Source organism: Amycolatopsis orientalis (genome assembly GCF_000943515.2).
GTDB classification, from domain to species: domain Bacteria; phylum Actinomycetota; class Actinomycetes; order Mycobacteriales; family Pseudonocardiaceae; genus Amycolatopsis; species Amycolatopsis orientalis.
In genome coordinates this window covers 7,089,594-7,104,838 of sequence record NZ_CP016174.1, presented here as the reverse complement: position 1 = coordinate 7,104,838, position 15,245 = coordinate 7,089,594, and the positions used below count along the sequence as shown (strand labels likewise).

Here is a 15,245-nt window from a genome sequence, read left to right as displayed (position 1 = left end):
AAGATGGTGGGGCGTACCCCTCCATGGTCAACATATAGCGCACCGGGGGGCTTGCGGCAAGACCCCGGTGGTGCCGCAGAATCCTCGGCCGTAGCAAGAACAGGCCGAACAGGAGTGAACTTGACGGACGTCGATGTGATCATCGTGGGCGCCGGCCCGACCGGGCTGATGCTGGCCGCGGAACTGCGGCTGGCCGGCGTGCGCCCGCTGGTGCTGGAACGGCGGCCGGAACGGGGGAAGACCCCGAAGGCCCACGGCCTCAGCGGGCAGATCCTGGACCTGCTGCACTACCGCGGCCTGCTGGCCCGGGTGCGGGAGCTCGTCACCGACCCCGTCCCGGCCGACCGGTTCCCCTTCGGTGGGGTGCATGTCGACCTCACCCGGTTCGAGGAGCCGCCGCTGAAGGCGCTGTCGGTGCGCCAGCAGCTGCTGGAAGGGCTGCTGGAGGAGCACGCCACCGGTCTCGGCGCGGAACTTCGCCGCGGACACGAGGTCGTCGGCGTGAGCCAGGACGACGGGTCGGTGACCGCCGAGGTGCGCGGTCCGGACGGGACGTACGAGGTCACCGCCCAGTACCTCGTGGGCTGCGACGGCGGGCGCAGTCCCGTCCGTTCGATGGCCGGGATCGGCTTCCCCGGCACCACCTATCCCGAGGTCAACCGGATCGGGCAGGTCAGCGTCCCGGATGGACTGACCGTGCACGACAACGGCGACATCGAGACGCCGGAACTGGGCCGGATCAAGGCGGGCTTCACCCGCACCGACACCGGCGTGTTCGCGCTCGGCTCGCTCACCCCGGGGATCCTGTTCATCCAGACCACCGAGGACGACCCCGGCGAGGTCGACGACGACGTGCCGATGACGCTGACCGAACTCGGGGACAGCATCCGCCGCGTGCTCGGCGGGGACGTCCCGCTGGGCGATCCGGTCCGCCTCTCGCGCTACCAGTTCTCCGCCCGTCAGGCCGAGCGCTACCGCGAGGGCCGGATCCTGCTGGCGGGCGACGCGGCACACCTGCTGCCCTCCACCGGCACCGCGATCAACGTCGGCATGTCCGATTCGGTCAACCTCGCCTGGAAACTGGCCGCCGAGATCCAGGGCCGGGCACCGGAAGGCCTGCTGGACACCTATCACGCGGAACGGCACGCCGCGGGTGCGCGCGCGTTGCTGCAGTCCCGGGCACAGGTCGCGCTGCGGCGCGGGCACGACGAAGCCGCCGAGGCACTCCGGACGGTCTTCCAGGAGCTTCTGGAAGACGAGCAGGCCGCGCGCCGGCTGGCCTCCCACGTCGCCGGGACCGACACGCGTTACCCGATGCCGGGTTCCACGCACGCGCTCGCCGGCACGTTCGTCCCGGATCTCGCGCTGGAGACCGATCAGGGCGCGACGAGTGTCGCCGAGTTGCTGCGTGACGCGCGGCCGGTCCTGCTCGACCTCGCGGGCCGTCCTGAACTGCGCGAGCCGGCGGAAGGGCTGGTGGACGTCCGCACCGCGAAGGCCGAGGACCGGCCCGCGGACGTCCTGCTGATCCGCCCCGACGGGTACATCGCCTGGGCGGGTGACGGCGGCACCGAGGGCCTGCGCGAAGCCCTCGCCGCCTGGTTCGGCGCCTGACCCCACGCGTTTCGTCCTCTGAACGCGGTAACGCATTCAGAGGACGAAACGCGGGTCGTCAGCGGCCGATGACCTCCGAGCCGTACCGTTTGAGGGTCTCCTCCCGCTGATCGTGCATGAGGTACAGCGAGAACTGGTCGACACCGAGCGAAGCCAGCTCCTCCAGCCGTTCGACGTGGGCGGAGGACGGGCCCAGCAGGCAGAACCGGTCCACGATCTCGTCCGGCACGAAGTCGGTCGACGGATTGCCCGCCCGCCCGTGATGCGCGTAGTCGTAGCCCTGACGCTCACGGATGTAGTCGGTCAGTTCCCGAGGCACCGGCCCGGAATCGCCGTAGCGCGCCACGAGATCCGCGACGTGGTTGCCGACCATCCCGCCGAACCAGCGCAGCTGCTCCCGCTGGTGCGCCAGGTCGTCGCCGACATACGCCGGCGCGGCGAGACAGATGGTGATTCCGCCCGGATCCCGTCCCGCCGCACGGGCCGCCTCGCGCACAGCCCCGATCGTCCACCGCGCGATCGCGGGATCGGCGCACTGGAGGATGAAGCCGTCCGCGTGCTCACCGACCGTCTTCAGCGCCTTCGGCCCGTATCCGGCCATCCACATCTCAAGTCTGCCGTTGCGGATCCAGGGAATCCGCACCGGCTTGTCCCGCAACAGGACCTCACGGCCCTCGGCCAGCTCCTTGACCACGTGCATGCAGTCGCGCACGGTGGCCAAAGTGGACGGTGGCATCCCGACGACGCGGTGTGCCGAATCGCCACGGCCGATCCCGCACACCGTCCGGTTGCCGTACATGTCGTTGAGCGTGGCGAAGGTCGACGCCATCACCGACCAGTCGCGGGTGGCCGGGCTGGTCACCATCGGGCCCACGATCATCGACGACGTCGCCGCGAGGATCTGCGAGTAGATGACGAACGGTTCCTGCCACAGCACGCACGAGTCGAACGTCCAGCCGTAGCGGAAACCCTGGTCCTCGGCGGCCTTCATGAGCCGTACCAGGTCGCGTGCGGGCGGATCGGTCTGGAGAACTATCCCGAAGTCCACGGCCACCACCTCAGTTCAGGTACTGGTTGAGGTCGCGCGAGAGGAATTTCCCGTGCGTCGTACTCCCGGAGAACCCCGACGGCGACACCACCACACGGCCGCGCGAGAGCACCGTTTCGACCTTGCCGGTGATCTCCATGCCTTCGTAGGCCGAGTAGTCCACGTTCATGTGGTGTGTCTCGACCGACAAGGTCTGCTTCGCCTTCGGGTCGTAGACCACGATGTCCGCGTCCGAACCCGCGGCGATGACGCCCTTGCGCGGGTACAGCCCGAACATCCGCGCCGGGGTGGTCGAGCAGGTCTCGACCCAGCGGCCGAGGGTCAGTTGGCCCGCCACGACACCCTGGTGGAGCAGGTCCATCCGGTGCTCGACGCCGGGGATCCCGTTGGGGATCGCGCGGAAGTCGCCGCGGCCGAGTTCCTTCTGGTCCTTGAAACAGAAGGGACAGTGATCGGTCGACACCACCGAGAGGTCGTTGGTGCGCAGCCCCCGCCACAGATCCGCCTGATGCGACTTCTCCCGCAGCGGGGGAGAAGCGACATACTTCGAACCTTCGAAGTCCGGTTTCGCCAAGTCCTCAATGGACAGATAGAGATACTGCGGACACGTCTCCGCGAAGACGTTCTGCCCGTCGTTGCGCGCCTCCGCGACCGCCGCCAGCGCCTGCGACGCCGAGAGATGCACGATGTACAGCGGCGCCCCGGTCACCTTGGCCAGCTGGATCGCGCGCGAGGTCGCCTCGCCCTCCAGCTCCGGCGGCCGGGTGAGACCGTGCTGCACCGGGTCGATCTTCCCGGCGGCGAACGCCTGCGCGGCCAGCTGGTCGATCGCGATGCCGTTTTCGGCGTGCATCATGATCGTGGCGCCGATCTCACGCGCCTTCTGCATGGCCAGCAGGATCTCGCCGTCGGTGGAGTAGAACACCCCCGGATACGCCATGAACATCTTGAAGCTGCCGACGCCACCGTCGACACAGGCCTGCATCTCCTTCAACGACGAATCGTTGACGTCGGAGACGATCATGTGGAAGCCGTAGTCGATGGCGCAGTTGCCGTCGGCCTTCTCGTGCCACTTGTCCATGGTGGACAGCAGTGACGTGCCCTTGGCCTGTACGGCGAAATCGATGATCGTGGTCGTCCCGCCCCACGCCGCCGCCGTCGTCCCGGTGCCGAAGGTGTCGACGGAATGCGTCCCGCCGAACGGCATCTCCATATGGGTGTGCGCGTCGATCCCGCCGGGCAGCACGTACTTCCCGGTGGCGTCGATGGTCTCGTCGGCGGGCCCGAGGGTGCCTGGCGCGCCGACGGCCGCGATCGTCTCGCCGTCGACGAGGACGTCCGCCGCCGAGGCGCCCGCCGTGGACAGCACCTGCCCGCCCTTGATGAGGGTGGTCATCACGCCTCCGCGAGGGGTCCGTAGCTGTCGGGACGGCGGTCTCGGTAGAAGGCCCACAGATCCCGGACTTCGGCGAGCAGCCCCATGTCGAGGTCGCGGACGACGATCTCCTCCTCGGTGTCGGACGCGGCTTCGCCGACGAGCTGGCCTCGGGGGTCCGCGAAATAGGTCTGACCGTAGAAGTCGTTGTCGCCCAAAGGTTCCACGCCGACGCGGTTGATCGTGCCGACGAAGTACTCGTTCGCGACCGCGGCCGCGGGCTGTTCCAGCCGCCACAGGTACTCCGAAAGGCCGCGGCTGGTCGCCGACGGGTTGAAGACGATCTTCGCGCCCGCCAGGCCCAGCGCGCGCCAGCCCTCGGGGAAATGCCGCTCGTAACAGATGTAGACGCCGATGCGGCCGACGGCGGTGTCGAACACCGGGTACCCCATGTTCCCGGGCCGGAAGTAGAACTTCTCCCAGAACCCCTTCACCTGCGGGATGTGGTTCTTGCGGTGCTTGCCGAGATAGGTGCCGTCGGCGTCGATGACCGCGGCGGTGTTGTAGTACACACCCGGCTGCTCGACCTCGTACATCGGGACGACGAGCACGACGCCGTGGCGTTCGGCCACCTCCTGCATGAGCTTCGTCGTCGGCCCGTCGGGGATGCCCTCGGTGTAGGAGTAGTAGTCGGTGTCCTGCACCTGGCAGAAATACGGGCCGTAGAACAACTCCTGCAGGCAGACGACCTGTGCTCCCTGCGAGGCGGCCTTGCCGATGGCTTCGACCGCGTTGGCGATCATGGACTCCTTGTCACCCGTCCACCGCTGCTGGATCAATCCGGCTCGGACCACGTCGCTCACTTGCATCCTCCTCGATTTCGGTGGTGCGCTTGTGCTCGGGCAGGGCCAGCAGCAGGTAGACGACGAAGGCGCCCGCCAGTCCGACGACCCAGTTGTAGTCGTAGAGCGGTTTGAGGAACGGGATCAGCCCGTCGGCGGGGAACGGTCCGCCGTACGCGCCGCCGACCGCCAGCACGGCGCCGACCAGCGTCGCGACCAGCGCGCGCCAGTTCCAGCCGCTGTTGAACCAGTAGACGCCGCGCTCGGCGTAGAGGTCCCGCAGGTTCAGCTCGGTGCGCTTGACCACCCAGTACCCGGCGACGAGCACCCCGGCGACCGCGCCGAGCAGGCCACCGTAGAAACCGAGCCACGCGAAGATGTAGATGTTCGGGTCGGAGTAGAGCCGCCACGGCTGGATGACGATGCCGATGATCCCGGTGATCAGCCCGCCGACGGCGAAGGTGATCTTCTTCGGGAACGCGTTGGAGAAGTCGTAGGACGGGCTGACCACGTTGGCCGCGAGGTTCGCCGACACGGTCGCCAGCACCAGCGCGATCAGCGCGACCACCACCACGATCGGGGAGTCGAACCGGTCGGCCAGTTTCGCCGGGTCCCAGATCTGCTCGCCGTAGAGGACGCTGCCGCCGGAGGTGGTCAGGATCGCCACGATCGCGATGAAGGTCATCGTGGTCGGCAGGCCGAGGATCTGGCCGCGGACCTGCTTGCCCTGGCTGCCGCCGAAGCGGGTGAAGTCCGGCATGTTGAGCGAAAGCGTCGACCAGAACGCGATCATCGCCATCAGCGAGGGCGCGAACACCTTCCAGAAGTCCGGGCCCCAGCCGAGTTTCCCGGGTTCGGACAGGATCGGGCCGAGTCCGCCCGCCTTGACCAGCACGTAGCCGAGCAGGATCAGGAAGCCGACCGAGACCAGCGGCGCCGTCCAGTTCTCGAACTTCCGCACCGCCTCCATCCCGCGCCAGATGATGAGCATCTGGAACAGCCAGAACAGCCCGAACGAAAGCCACAGCGTCCAGTGCTGGCCGAGGACGACGGCGGAGTCCTTCCAGCCGGAGCCCGCCAGCCGCCCGACGATGATGTAGACGGCCTCGCCGCCGACCCAGGTCTGGATGCCGAACCAGCCGCACGCGATGAACGCCCGCAGCAGCGCCGCGAGGTTCGCGCCGCGCATCCCGAAGAAGGCGCGGGCGAACACGGGGAACGGGATGCCGTACTTCGTCCCGGCGTGGCTGTTGAGCAGCATCGGGGCGAGCACGATCAGGTTGCCGATGGTGATCGTCATCAGCGCCTGGACCCAGTCCATGCCGAGCGCGATCAAGGACGCGGCGAGCGCGTACGAGGGGATGTTGTGCGCCATCCCCATCCACAGCGCGAAGTAGTTGTAGGTGGTCCAGGTCCGTTTTTCCACCGGGACCGGGGCGAGTTCCTCGTTGTAGAAGCGGCTGTCCTTCAAGGACTCGACCTCGCCGAGTTCTACCCGGCCATCAGGATGCACGAGCTGTGTTCCGCGTGCCGTCGGCTCCATTGCGGAATCGTGCTCGCCCGCGCCGCGCGGGTGGGACTGGCAGACTGTTCACTGTTGGTGGTGTCGGAGCGCAGACTGTCGATTGCGTTCGGCGGCCCCTGATGCATGACCTGCGTCACACACACGGCCGTCGCAATCCGGCAATCGGGGCGAAACATCTCCACAGGATCTCCACAGCTCACCCGGATGGTCTCCACGGCCGGTGCTTACAGTCATCCCCATGGAACTGGGAGGACGCCGGGTGCTCGTCGTCGAGGACGACGTGACCATCGCCGAGGCCATCGCCGCGCGGTTGCGTGCCGAGGGCTTCACCGTGGACCTGGCGCACGACGGGCCGACAGGCGTCGAGGTGGACGCCGGGCGGGAACCGGACCTGGTGGTGCTGGACGTGATGCTGCCGGGGTTCGACGGGCTCGAGGTCTGCCGCCGGATCCAGGCCCGCCGCCCGGTCCCGGTGCTGATGCTGACCGCCCGGTCGGATGAGACGGACATGCTGATCGGCCTCGGCGTCGGCGCGGACGACTACCTCACCAAACCGTTCTCCATGCGAGTGCTCTCGGCCAGGGTGCACGCGCTGCTGCGCCGCGTCGAACGGTCGGCCCGGACCGATGTGAGCGAAGCCGGTACGAAGATCGTGCTCGGCGACCTGGAGATCGACGTCGAGGAGCGGCGGGTCACGCGGGCGGGCACTCCCGCCCAGCTGACGCCGATCGAGTTCGACCTGCTCGTCCACTTCGCGAAACGCCCGAGGGCGGTGCAGCCGAGGGAACGGCTGCTGAGCGAGGTCTGGGACTGGGACGTCGCCGGCACCGGTTCGGGCACCCGCGCGGTCGACAGTCACATCAAGGCACTGCGCCGGAAACTGGGTGCGGATCTCATCCGCACCGTGCACGGCGTCGGGTACGCCCTGGAGGTGGGTTCGTGAAGCTGCGCCCGCTGTTCGGCCGGATCGTCGACGCGCTCCCGAGACCGCTCGACCCGGTCCGCTCCATCAAGCTCAAGCTCGCGATCCTGCTGGTGTCCTCGGGCGGCATCGCGTTCGCCTTCTTCAACTGGCAGATCGGCTGGCTGCCGCCGAGGACCACGATGGCCGCGATGGTGCTCGCGGTGGTCACCTCGCAGATCCTGGCGCACGGGATGACCAGGCCGCTGCGGGAGATGACCGCCGCCGCCCGGGCGATGGCCAAGGGCGACTACACCCGGCGGGTCCGGGCGACCGCGCGCGACGAGGTCGGCGAACTGGCGCACGCCTTCAACCAGATGGCGGCCGACCTCGAAGTCGCCGACCAGCGGCGGCGCGAACTCATCGCGAACGTCTCCCACGAGCTGCGCACCCCGATCACCGCGCTGAACGGGGTGCTGGAGAACCTGGTCGACGGGGTCGCCGAACCCGATCCGGCGACCTTGAAGACCGCGCTGCAGCAGACGGAACGACTCGGCAGGCTGGTTTCCGAACTGCTCGATCTTTCGCGGATCGACGCGGGGGCGTTCCCGTTGCAGCTGGAGGAGTTCGACCTCGAACTGCTCCTGGAGGAGGTCGCCGCCGAGGCGGGGGTGACAGCGGCCGCGACCGGCCGGGGGGTGCGGTTCGCCGTCGACGTCCAGCCGCCCGGCGCGACGGCCGTCGCCGATCGCGGCCGGCTCTACCAGGTCGTGGTGAACCTGCTCGACAACGCCGTCCGGCACGGGCCGTCCGGCGGCGAGGTCCGGGTGCGGGCGGAGGCCCGGGAGGCCGACGTCGTCATCGAGGTCGAGGACGAGGGCCCCGGGATCCCGCCGGGGGAGCGGGACAGCGTGTTCGAACGGTTCACCCGCGGTGAGCGGGCTGGCGGTGGGGGCACCGGCCTCGGCCTCGCGATCGCCCGGTGGGTGGTCGATCTGCACGACGGCAGCATCGCCGTGGTCAGTCCCGAGGCCCGGCCGGGCTGTGTCATCCGCGTCGTGATCCCCGTTCCTTAGGGGCTGAAGGGGACTTTCGCCGCATGAGATGGGGCGAAAGCGTCCTTCACCGCATGAGATGAGGCGAAGGGCCCCTTCAGCCCCTCCCTGCACGCCACGGTATGTGCTTTCGCAAACTGGAGGATTCGATGAGCGAAGACAAAGAGGACAGGCAGGCGCACGCGTCGCCCCCGGCGGCAGGGTCGACGGGCACCTTGCCGCGCGCGCCGCAGATCCCGGTGCTGATGCGGCCACGGGTACCGCCGAAGTCCGCGATCGTCCCGCTGCCCGGTTCGGTCCTGCCCGCGGCGGTCGCGGCCGGGCTGATCGCCGCCGTCACCCTGCCGGACGATCCCGGTGTCGGCTGGTTCGTGGCCGGCCTCGCCTTCGCGGTGGCCGTCTATTTCGCCGACAAGCGGGCCCGCGGTACCGCCGAGCCGCATTTCGGCCTGGCCAGCGTGCTGTGGGCGGTGGCCGCGCTCGGCCTGCTCGCGGTCGGCATGTTCCGCGCGTCGACGTGGCTGAACGTGTTGTGCGTCCTGGCCGCCTGCGTCGCGGGATCCCTTGCCGTGGTGGGGAAGCGCACGGTGAACACCTTCATCTACGACGTCTTCGCGGTGCCGATCGAAGCACTGCTCGCGATCCCGTGGATCGGGCGCGGGCTCGGGAAACTGGCCAAGAAGCCGGAAAGCCGTGGCAGGCCGAGGTTCCTGGTGCCGGTACTGGCCAGCGCGGGGCTGCTGCTGGTGTTCGTCCCGCTGCTGCGCGGTGCCGACGCAGCGTTCGCGAACGTCGTCGACGCGGTGATCCCCGAGCTGAACCCGGAAACCTTCGTCCGCTGGGGGTTCCTCTTCACCGTGGCCGCGTTCGCCGTCATCGGCGCGTGCTATCTGCTCGCGGCGCCGCCCCTGCCCGCCGACGACGACGCCCCGCGCAAACGGCTGGCGCACCGGCTCGAATGGGCATTGCCGCTCGGTGTGCTCGTGCTGCTGTTCGCGAGTTTCGTCGCGGTACGCCTGGTCGTGCTGTTCGGCGGCACCGAGTACGTCCTGCGCACGAGTGGCCTGACCGCGGCCGAATACGCCAGGAGCGGGTTCTGGCAGCTTTCCGCCATCACCGTCCTGACCCTGCTGCTGGTCGCGGCGGCACTGCGGTGGGCACCGAGGTCTTCGAAGGCCGACCGCGCGTGGCAGCGCGGGCTGCTCGGCGTGCTGAGCGTGCTCAGCCTGGTGCTGGTCGCGTCGGCGTTGAGTCGCATGTGGACATACCAGCAGGCGTACGGGTTCACGGTGCTGCGGCTGCTGGTCGAGGTCTGCGAACTCTGGATCGGCCTGATCTTCCTGCTGATCCTGGGTTCCCTGGTCCCCCTGCGCTCGGCGTGGCTGCCGCGCGCGGCCATCGGCGCCGCCGTCGCGGCCCTGCTGGGACTGGCCGTCCTGGATCCGGAACGGTTCATCGCCGACCGCAACATCGACCGGATCGCGGCTGGCAAGACCCTCGACACCGGTTACCTGTCGAGGTTTTCCGCCGACGTCGTCCCCGCGGCGGACCGGCTCCCGGAGCCGCTGCGGTCCTGTGTGCTCGGACCGGTCGTGATGGGCATCTCGGAAGATGATTGGCGTGAATGGAACCTGAGCCGGGCCCTCGCGCGTCAGACCCCCGTTGCCACAGCGGACGGGGCGAGGTGCCCTTACCCGACCCGTCGCTGAGCCGTGGCACCACGGCCTTGATCGCCCTCCTGGGGGTGAGGGCGATCAAGGCGGCGGTGAACGGCGGCGACCGCCGGGCCACCGAGGGGGAGGCCCGGCGGTCACCTGTCCTTGGCGGTCAGAAGGAGAAGATGCCGTCGGATTCGGCGTCGGCGACACAGGGGTTCGGATAGGACGTGCGGAAGGTGACCGGTTCACCGCGCCACTTGCCGACCGCGGAGACGTCCACCGGGGCGTATTCCAGTGTGCAGGTCCGCGGTTCCCCGCTCAGCCTGTCGAACTTTCCGTCCACTTTGGACAGGCTGGCGCAGGCCTTGCCGCGCTTCGGGTGTGAGCCGCCGGTGGGCTGGCAGGTGAGGGAAACGGTGCCGATCCGGCCGTTGGTGTGGTGGCTGGTCAGCTGGAACGTGGATTCGGCCGGTTGCGCGGGGGCCATACAGGCCAGCGCGAGCACGCAGGCGCCGATCGGTTCGAAGAAAGCCATATCAACCCTATCGGCTGACGTGACCCGGTCACTGTGTTCCACGCTTGGGTGAGATTCACTCACCCGGACGTGTGGTCGTCGGCTGCTTGGATGTCGTGGGCGAGCAGGGCGACGTACAAGGAGAGCATCGACTCCGGATCCTCCAGCCGGACCCCGAGCACCTGCTCGATCCGGGCGAGCTGCTGGTAGTAGGCGGTGCGCGAGGTGTGCGCGGCCGCCGCGGCCGCCGATTTGTTGCCGCCGTGCTCGCAGTAATGCCTCAACGCCTGAACGAGTCTGCTGCCCTGTGCGGCGTCGCGGCTCAGCAGCGGGCCGAGTTCCCGCGCGGCGAACGCGGTGAGCCGTTCGTCGCCCGCCAGCAGATGCAGGAGCCCGCGCAACCGGACGTCGTCGAGCCGGTGGACCAGGCGCTCGGCGTTCCCGGTCAGCGCGGCGGCCGCGACCTGCGCGGCTTCGACGAGGGTGCGGCGTGCCTCGGCCGGTCCGGTACCCGTGGTCCCCACCGCGACCACGGCGGGCGCGCCGGAGCGGGCCTCGTGGACGTCGGTGGCCAGCCGTCGCAGGACCGCGTCCACCCCCGCCTCCGGCGAGAGCGCGATCAGCGCGCGGACCAGGGTGTCGTCGGCGGCCACCAGCGCGGACACCTTGGCCCGCCGCGCGGCGAGCGCGGTCGCCTCGGCGAGTTCCCTCAGCAGCACCGGGGTCGACTGCGCGGTCCTGGTGGTCTCGGTGATGCGGGGCCGGACGGCGACCCCGACCAGCAACCGTCCCGTCAGCGGCACACCCAGTGCGGAGGCCCGCGCGGTGAGTTCGGCCGGGGGCACCGGATTCGCCAGCAGTTCGGTGAGGATCGCCCGGTGCGCCTGGCGTTCCAGGCCGTCGGTGTCCTTGGCGACCAGCCGGTGGACCGCGAGCGCGGAGGCGGCGCGTTCGGCGACCACGACGTGCCGCCGCGGCGGCGGATCCCCGCAGACGAGGACGAGCCGGCCCCAGTCGTGCCCGCGCGCGCCGACCACGGTGACCAGCCAGCCCGCGCCGGGGTGGAAACCGGTCCGCTCGCCGACCTGCACCGGTCGCGACCGCGAGGGCCAGCCGGGCAGGAGTTCGCCCGCGTCGGTGCCCGCCGTGTCGTAGGCGAGGACCTCGTGCGACAGCGTCTCCAGCACGACGGGATGTTCGGTGAGCCGCGCGACCTCGCGCAGGATGTCGCCCGGCTCGGCGCCGGCGACCGTCAGCGCGGTGAAGGTCTCGTGGACGCGCTCCGCCGCCCGGAGCTCGTCGACCTGGGCGTCCACGATCAGCCCGTTCACCGCTTCGGTGACCGACACGAACCGGGTTTCCCGCGACAGGGTCACCAGCGGAACACCATGGTGGTCCGCGGCGTCGACCAGCGCGGACGGGAGTTTGTCACTCCAATGACGGACCAGTTCGACGATCACCCCGGCGACCCCGACCCCGGCCAGATCGGCGACGTACCTGGCGAGCGCGGCGCCGTCGTCGGGCAGCGCGACCCCGGTGGTGAGCACGAGTTCCCCGCCCCGCAGCAGGGGCGCGATGTCCGCGACCTCGGCGACGTGCGCCCAGCGGACCGGCGCGTCCAGTCCGGCGGCTCCCGCCACCACATGGGGCCTGCCCTGACGCAGCACCGGCAGCGCGAGCACCTCGGCGACGGTCGGGTACATCGGCCTCCCACCTGGTCGGAACGCAGAGAGACAGACTGTACGGCCGGGACCGGGAGTCCGTACACGTTGCCGATGGCGTCGGTGTGGCGCGCGCACCCAGACTCGACCGGAGCAGGCATCCGGCGATCAGGAGGGCGGAACCCGTGGCCGACCGCATCACCCACTGGATAGACGGCAAACCGTTCGAGGGCGTGAGCGAACGATCCGGCGACGTGTTCGATCCGGCCACCGGTCAGGTGCGGGCGAAGGTCGCCTTCGCGGCACAGGAGGACGTCGACACCGCCGTCGCGGCCGCGTCCCGGGCGCTCCCGGGCTGGCGTGGGACGTCGCTGGCCGGGCGGACGCGCGTGCTGTTCGCCTTCCGTGAGCTGCTGTCGGCACGGCGCGACGAGCTGGCGAAGATCGTCACCAGCGAGCACGGCAAGGTCGAATCCGACGCCGCGGGCGAGATCGCGCGCGCCATCGAGAACGTCGAGTTCGCCTGTGGCGCGGCGCAAATGCTCAAGGGCGGCTTCAGCGAGAACGCCTCCACCGGCGTCGACGTCTACTCGATCGCCCAGCCGCTGGGCGTCGTCGGCGTGATCTCGCCGTTCAACTTCCCGGCCATGGTCCCGCTGTGGTTCGTGCCCAACGCGCTCGCCTGCGGCAACACCGTCGTGCTCAAGCCGAGCGAGAAGGACCCGTCCGCGGCGGTGTTCATCGCGGAACTGTTCGCCGAGGCCGGTCTTCCCGACGGCGTCCTCAACGTCCTGCACGGCGACAAGGTCGCGGTCGACGGGTTGCTGGAACACCGCGACGTCAAGGCGATCTCGTTCGTCGGGTCCACGCCGATCGCGAAGTACGTGTACGAAACCGGGACCAGGCACGGGAAACGCGTGCAGGCCCTCGGCGGCGCGAAGAACCACATGGTCGTCCTCCCGGACGCCGACCTCGACCTCGCCGCCGACGCGGCCGTCTCCGCGGGCTTCGGGTCGGCGGGGGAGCGGTGCATGGCGGTGTCGGTCGTGGTCGCGGTCGACCCGGTCGGTGACGAGCTGGTCGCGAAGATCGCCGAGCGGATCACGCGCCTGCGCGTCGGCGACGGCAGGCGGCCGACGTCGGAGATGGGGCCGCTCGTCACCGCCGCGCACCACGAACGTGTCGAGTCCTATGTGGAAGCGGGTGTCGAGGCGGGCGCCCGGCTCGTCGTCGACGGCCGGGGCGTCGAGGTCGACGGCGAGGACGGCGGGTTCTGGCTCGGCCCGACGCTGTTCGACCACGTGACCCCGGAGATGTCGGTCTACACCGACGAGATCTTCGGACCGGTCCTTTCGGTCACCCGCGCCGAGGGCTACGACGCGGCGCTGGAGCTGGTGAACGCCAACGCCTACGGCAACGGCACCGCGATCTTCACCAACGACGGGCGGGCCGCGCGGCGGTTCCAGAACGAGGTCGAGGTCGGGATGGTCGGCGTGAACGTGCCCATCCCGGTGCCGGTCGGCTACTACTCCTTCGGCGGCTGGAAGGACTCGCTGTTCGGCGACACCCACGCCTACGGGCCGGAGGGCTTCCACTTCTTCACGCGCACGAAGGTGGTCACCTCACGGTGGCCGGATCCTTCGCAGGGCGGAGTGAATCTCGGGTTCCCGCGCAACAGCTGAGGCCCGCAGGCGGCTCGTGAGTGGTAATGACGGGGTGGATTCACGCGATCGTCGCAACGTGCTCGTATGAGGACAGTAGCTTGTTGAGTCGTTCGGCTGGGGTGTCCCAGTCGAGGGTTTTGCGGGGGCGGCCGTTGAGTTCGGCGGCCACCCTCGCGAGGTCTTCGGGGGTATGTGTGGCGAGGTCGGTGCCTTTGGGGAAGTACTGGCGGAGCAGTCCGTTGGTGTTCTCGTTGGAGCCGCGTTGCCAGGGTGCGTGTGGGTCGCAGAAGTAGATGTCGAGGTCGGTGGCGAGGGTGATCTGGGCGTGCTGGGCCATTTCGGTGCCTTGGTCCCAGGCCAGTGACCGGCGTAGCTCGGCGGGCAGCCGCTGGATTGTCTTGATCATCTCCTCGGCGACGGTAGCGGCGTCTTTCCCGCCGGGCAGGTGCAGCAGCAGGCAGAACCTGGTCGAGCGTTCGACCAGGGTCCCGATCGCCGAACGATTGTCCTTGCCCATGATCAAATCGCCTTCCCAATGCCCGGGATCGCCCGGTCCGCGGCTTCGGCGGGGCGTTCGGAGATCGGGACCATCCCGGCGATCTTGCCCTGGCGGGTCCGGCGCCCGTCAGGCATCCGCCGCGGTCGGCGGATCGCTCGCCCGGTCCGCAGACACTGCGCCAGCTCACGCCGCAGCGCGCCTCGTCCTTGGACGTAGATGGCCTGGTAGATCGTCTCGTGACTCACGTGCATCCTCGGCTGGTCGGGAAAGTCCCGGACCAGCCTGGCAGTGATCTGTTCCGGCGACCATCGTGCCCGCAGATCCGCCTGGACCCTGTCCCGTAGCACCGGGTCGGCGGCCAGCTTCGCCGGTTTCGGTCGTGTCGCCCGCTCCTCGGCCGCGCGCTGAGCCGAACTGGCCCGATAGCCCTGCCCGGTGCTGTTGCGGTCCAGTTCCCGCCCGATCGTGGAGCGATCCCGGCCCAGCCGGCGCGCGATCTCCGCTTTCGGCACCCGCTGGGCCCACAGGATCATGATCTCCTCCCGCTCGGCCAGCGAGAGATAGCGGCCCGATCCAGACTTCGGCGCATTACTGAGCACGCCGCCAGCCTCGTCGAACAACCGTCTCCCACTGGCCCGCGACACGCCCACGGCCACCGCTGCCCGCTCCACCGACAACCCGGCCCGGACCCCATCCCAGAACCCCGCCCGCACATCCCGCAGCAACCAACGACGACGAAACCCAGCCATCACAACACCTCCACATCAGATGTTGCGACGACCACTAGAACCCAAGCGGTTCTAACCGTCATTACCACTCACGAGGCCTTTACCCCTGGGCACTCCTCCTTCCGTAAACTCGTTGTGAGGACGAGCCGAGGGAGGTGCAG

The 15,245-nt window shown here is 69.4% G+C and carries 11 protein-coding genes and 1 pseudogene; 5 read left to right on the top strand and 7 right to left on the bottom strand.

Annotated elements, in window-relative coordinates:
- The first annotated feature begins 120 nt into the window (after window positions 1-120).
- On the top strand, window positions 121-1,614 hold the full coding sequence (locus tag SD37_RS30845) for an FAD-dependent monooxygenase (protein ID WP_044856061.1): 1,494 nt from the start codon (window positions 121-123) through the stop codon (window positions 1,612-1,614).
- Between the two features lie 58 nt (window positions 1,615-1,672).
- On the opposite strand, the gene SD37_RS30840 is transcribed toward SD37_RS30845, so the two are convergent.
- Genes SD37_RS30840 through SD37_RS30825 form a run of 4 tightly spaced genes read right to left on the bottom strand, consistent with a single transcriptional unit; the run spans window position 1,673 to window position 6,422 of the window.
- Window positions 1,673-2,662 (bottom strand): TIGR03842 family LLM class F420-dependent oxidoreductase, encoded by a 990-nt coding sequence (locus tag SD37_RS30840; RefSeq protein ID WP_044856062.1) that lies wholly within the window; start codon window positions 2,660-2,662, stop codon window positions 1,673-1,675.
- 10 nt (window positions 2,663-2,672) lie between these two features.
- Complete coding sequence (gene hydA, locus SD37_RS30835; RefSeq protein WP_044856030.1) at window positions 2,673-4,058, bottom strand: dihydropyrimidinase; 1,386 nt, start codon at window positions 4,056-4,058, stop codon at window positions 2,673-2,675.
- Complete coding sequence (locus SD37_RS30830) at window positions 4,058-4,900, bottom strand: nitrilase-related carbon-nitrogen hydrolase (protein ID WP_083255130.1); 843 nt, start codon at window positions 4,898-4,900, stop codon at window positions 4,058-4,060. The genes hydA and SD37_RS30830 overlap by 1 nt, the downstream gene beginning before the upstream one ends.
- Entirely contained in the window at window positions 4,851-6,422 is a 1,572-nt protein-coding gene (locus SD37_RS30825) for an NCS1 family nucleobase:cation symporter-1 (protein WP_044856031.1), read from the bottom strand. Before SD37_RS30825 ends, SD37_RS30830 begins: the two co-directional genes overlap by 50 nt.
- Window positions 6,423-6,663: 241 nt before the next feature.
- Here SD37_RS30825 and SD37_RS30820 point away from each other — a divergent pair, with 241 nt between their 5' ends.
- The 3 genes from SD37_RS30820 (at window position 6,664) to SD37_RS30810 (ending at window position 10,069) form a co-directional block, all read left to right on the top strand.
- Window positions 6,664-7,347, top strand: a complete 684-nt coding sequence (locus SD37_RS30820; protein ID WP_044856032.1) for a response regulator transcription factor — start codon at window positions 6,664-6,666, stop codon at window positions 7,345-7,347.
- A complete protein-coding gene (locus SD37_RS30815; RefSeq protein WP_044856033.1) occupies window positions 7,344-8,381 on the top strand; it encodes a HAMP domain-containing sensor histidine kinase in 1,038 nt (345 codons plus the stop codon). Before SD37_RS30820 ends, SD37_RS30815 begins: the two co-directional genes overlap by 4 nt.
- A 128-nt stretch (window positions 8,382-8,509) precedes the next feature.
- Complete coding sequence (locus tag SD37_RS30810) at window positions 8,510-10,069, top strand: DUF4153 domain-containing protein (protein WP_044856034.1); 1,560 nt, start codon at window positions 8,510-8,512, stop codon at window positions 10,067-10,069.
- 118 nt (window positions 10,070-10,187) lie between these two features.
- Here the strand turns inward: SD37_RS30810 and SD37_RS30805 are convergent, their stop codons facing one another.
- A complete protein-coding gene (locus SD37_RS30805; RefSeq protein ID WP_044856035.1) occupies window positions 10,188-10,553 on the bottom strand; it encodes an SSI family serine proteinase inhibitor in 366 nt (121 codons plus the stop codon).
- Between the two features lie 59 nt (window positions 10,554-10,612).
- A complete protein-coding gene (locus SD37_RS30800) occupies window positions 10,613-12,235 on the bottom strand; it encodes a PucR family transcriptional regulator (RefSeq protein ID WP_044856036.1) in 1,623 nt (540 codons plus the stop codon).
- Window positions 12,236-12,378: 143 nt separating this feature from the next.
- Here SD37_RS30800 and SD37_RS30795 point away from each other — a divergent pair, with 143 nt between their 5' ends.
- The gene (locus tag SD37_RS30795; protein WP_044856037.1) at window positions 12,379-13,875 is read left to right on the top strand and encodes a CoA-acylating methylmalonate-semialdehyde dehydrogenase; all 1,497 of its coding nucleotides are present in this window, start codon (window positions 12,379-12,381) and stop codon (window positions 13,873-13,875) included.
- A 40-nt stretch (window positions 13,876-13,915) separates the two neighbouring features.
- Here the strand turns inward: SD37_RS30795 and SD37_RS30790 are convergent.
- Window positions 13,916-15,105: pseudogene (locus tag SD37_RS30790) on the bottom strand (IS30 family transposase).
- Between the last annotated feature and the right edge of the window lie 140 nt (window positions 15,106-15,245).

What these genes read in the sequence shown, in the direction of transcription:
- hydA (WP_044856030.1), bottom strand. Translation starts at nt 4,058, where the DNA reads ATGACCACCCTCATCAAGGGCGGGCAGGTGCTGTCCACGGCGGGCGCC.
- SD37_RS30825 (WP_044856031.1), bottom strand. Translation starts at nt 6,422, where the DNA reads ATGGAGCCGACGGCACGCGGAACACAGCTCGTGCATCCTGATGGCCGG.
- SD37_RS30810 (WP_044856034.1), top strand. Translation starts at nt 8,510, where the DNA reads ATGAGCGAAGACAAAGAGGACAGGCAGGCGCACGCGTCGCCCCCGGCG.
- SD37_RS30805 (WP_044856035.1), bottom strand. Translation starts at nt 10,553, where the DNA reads ATGGCTTTCTTCGAACCGATCGGCGCCTGCGTGCTCGCGCTGGCCTGT.
- SD37_RS30800 (WP_044856036.1), bottom strand. Translation starts at nt 12,235, where the DNA reads ATGTACCCGACCGTCGCCGAGGTGCTCGCGCTGCCGGTGCTGCGTCAG.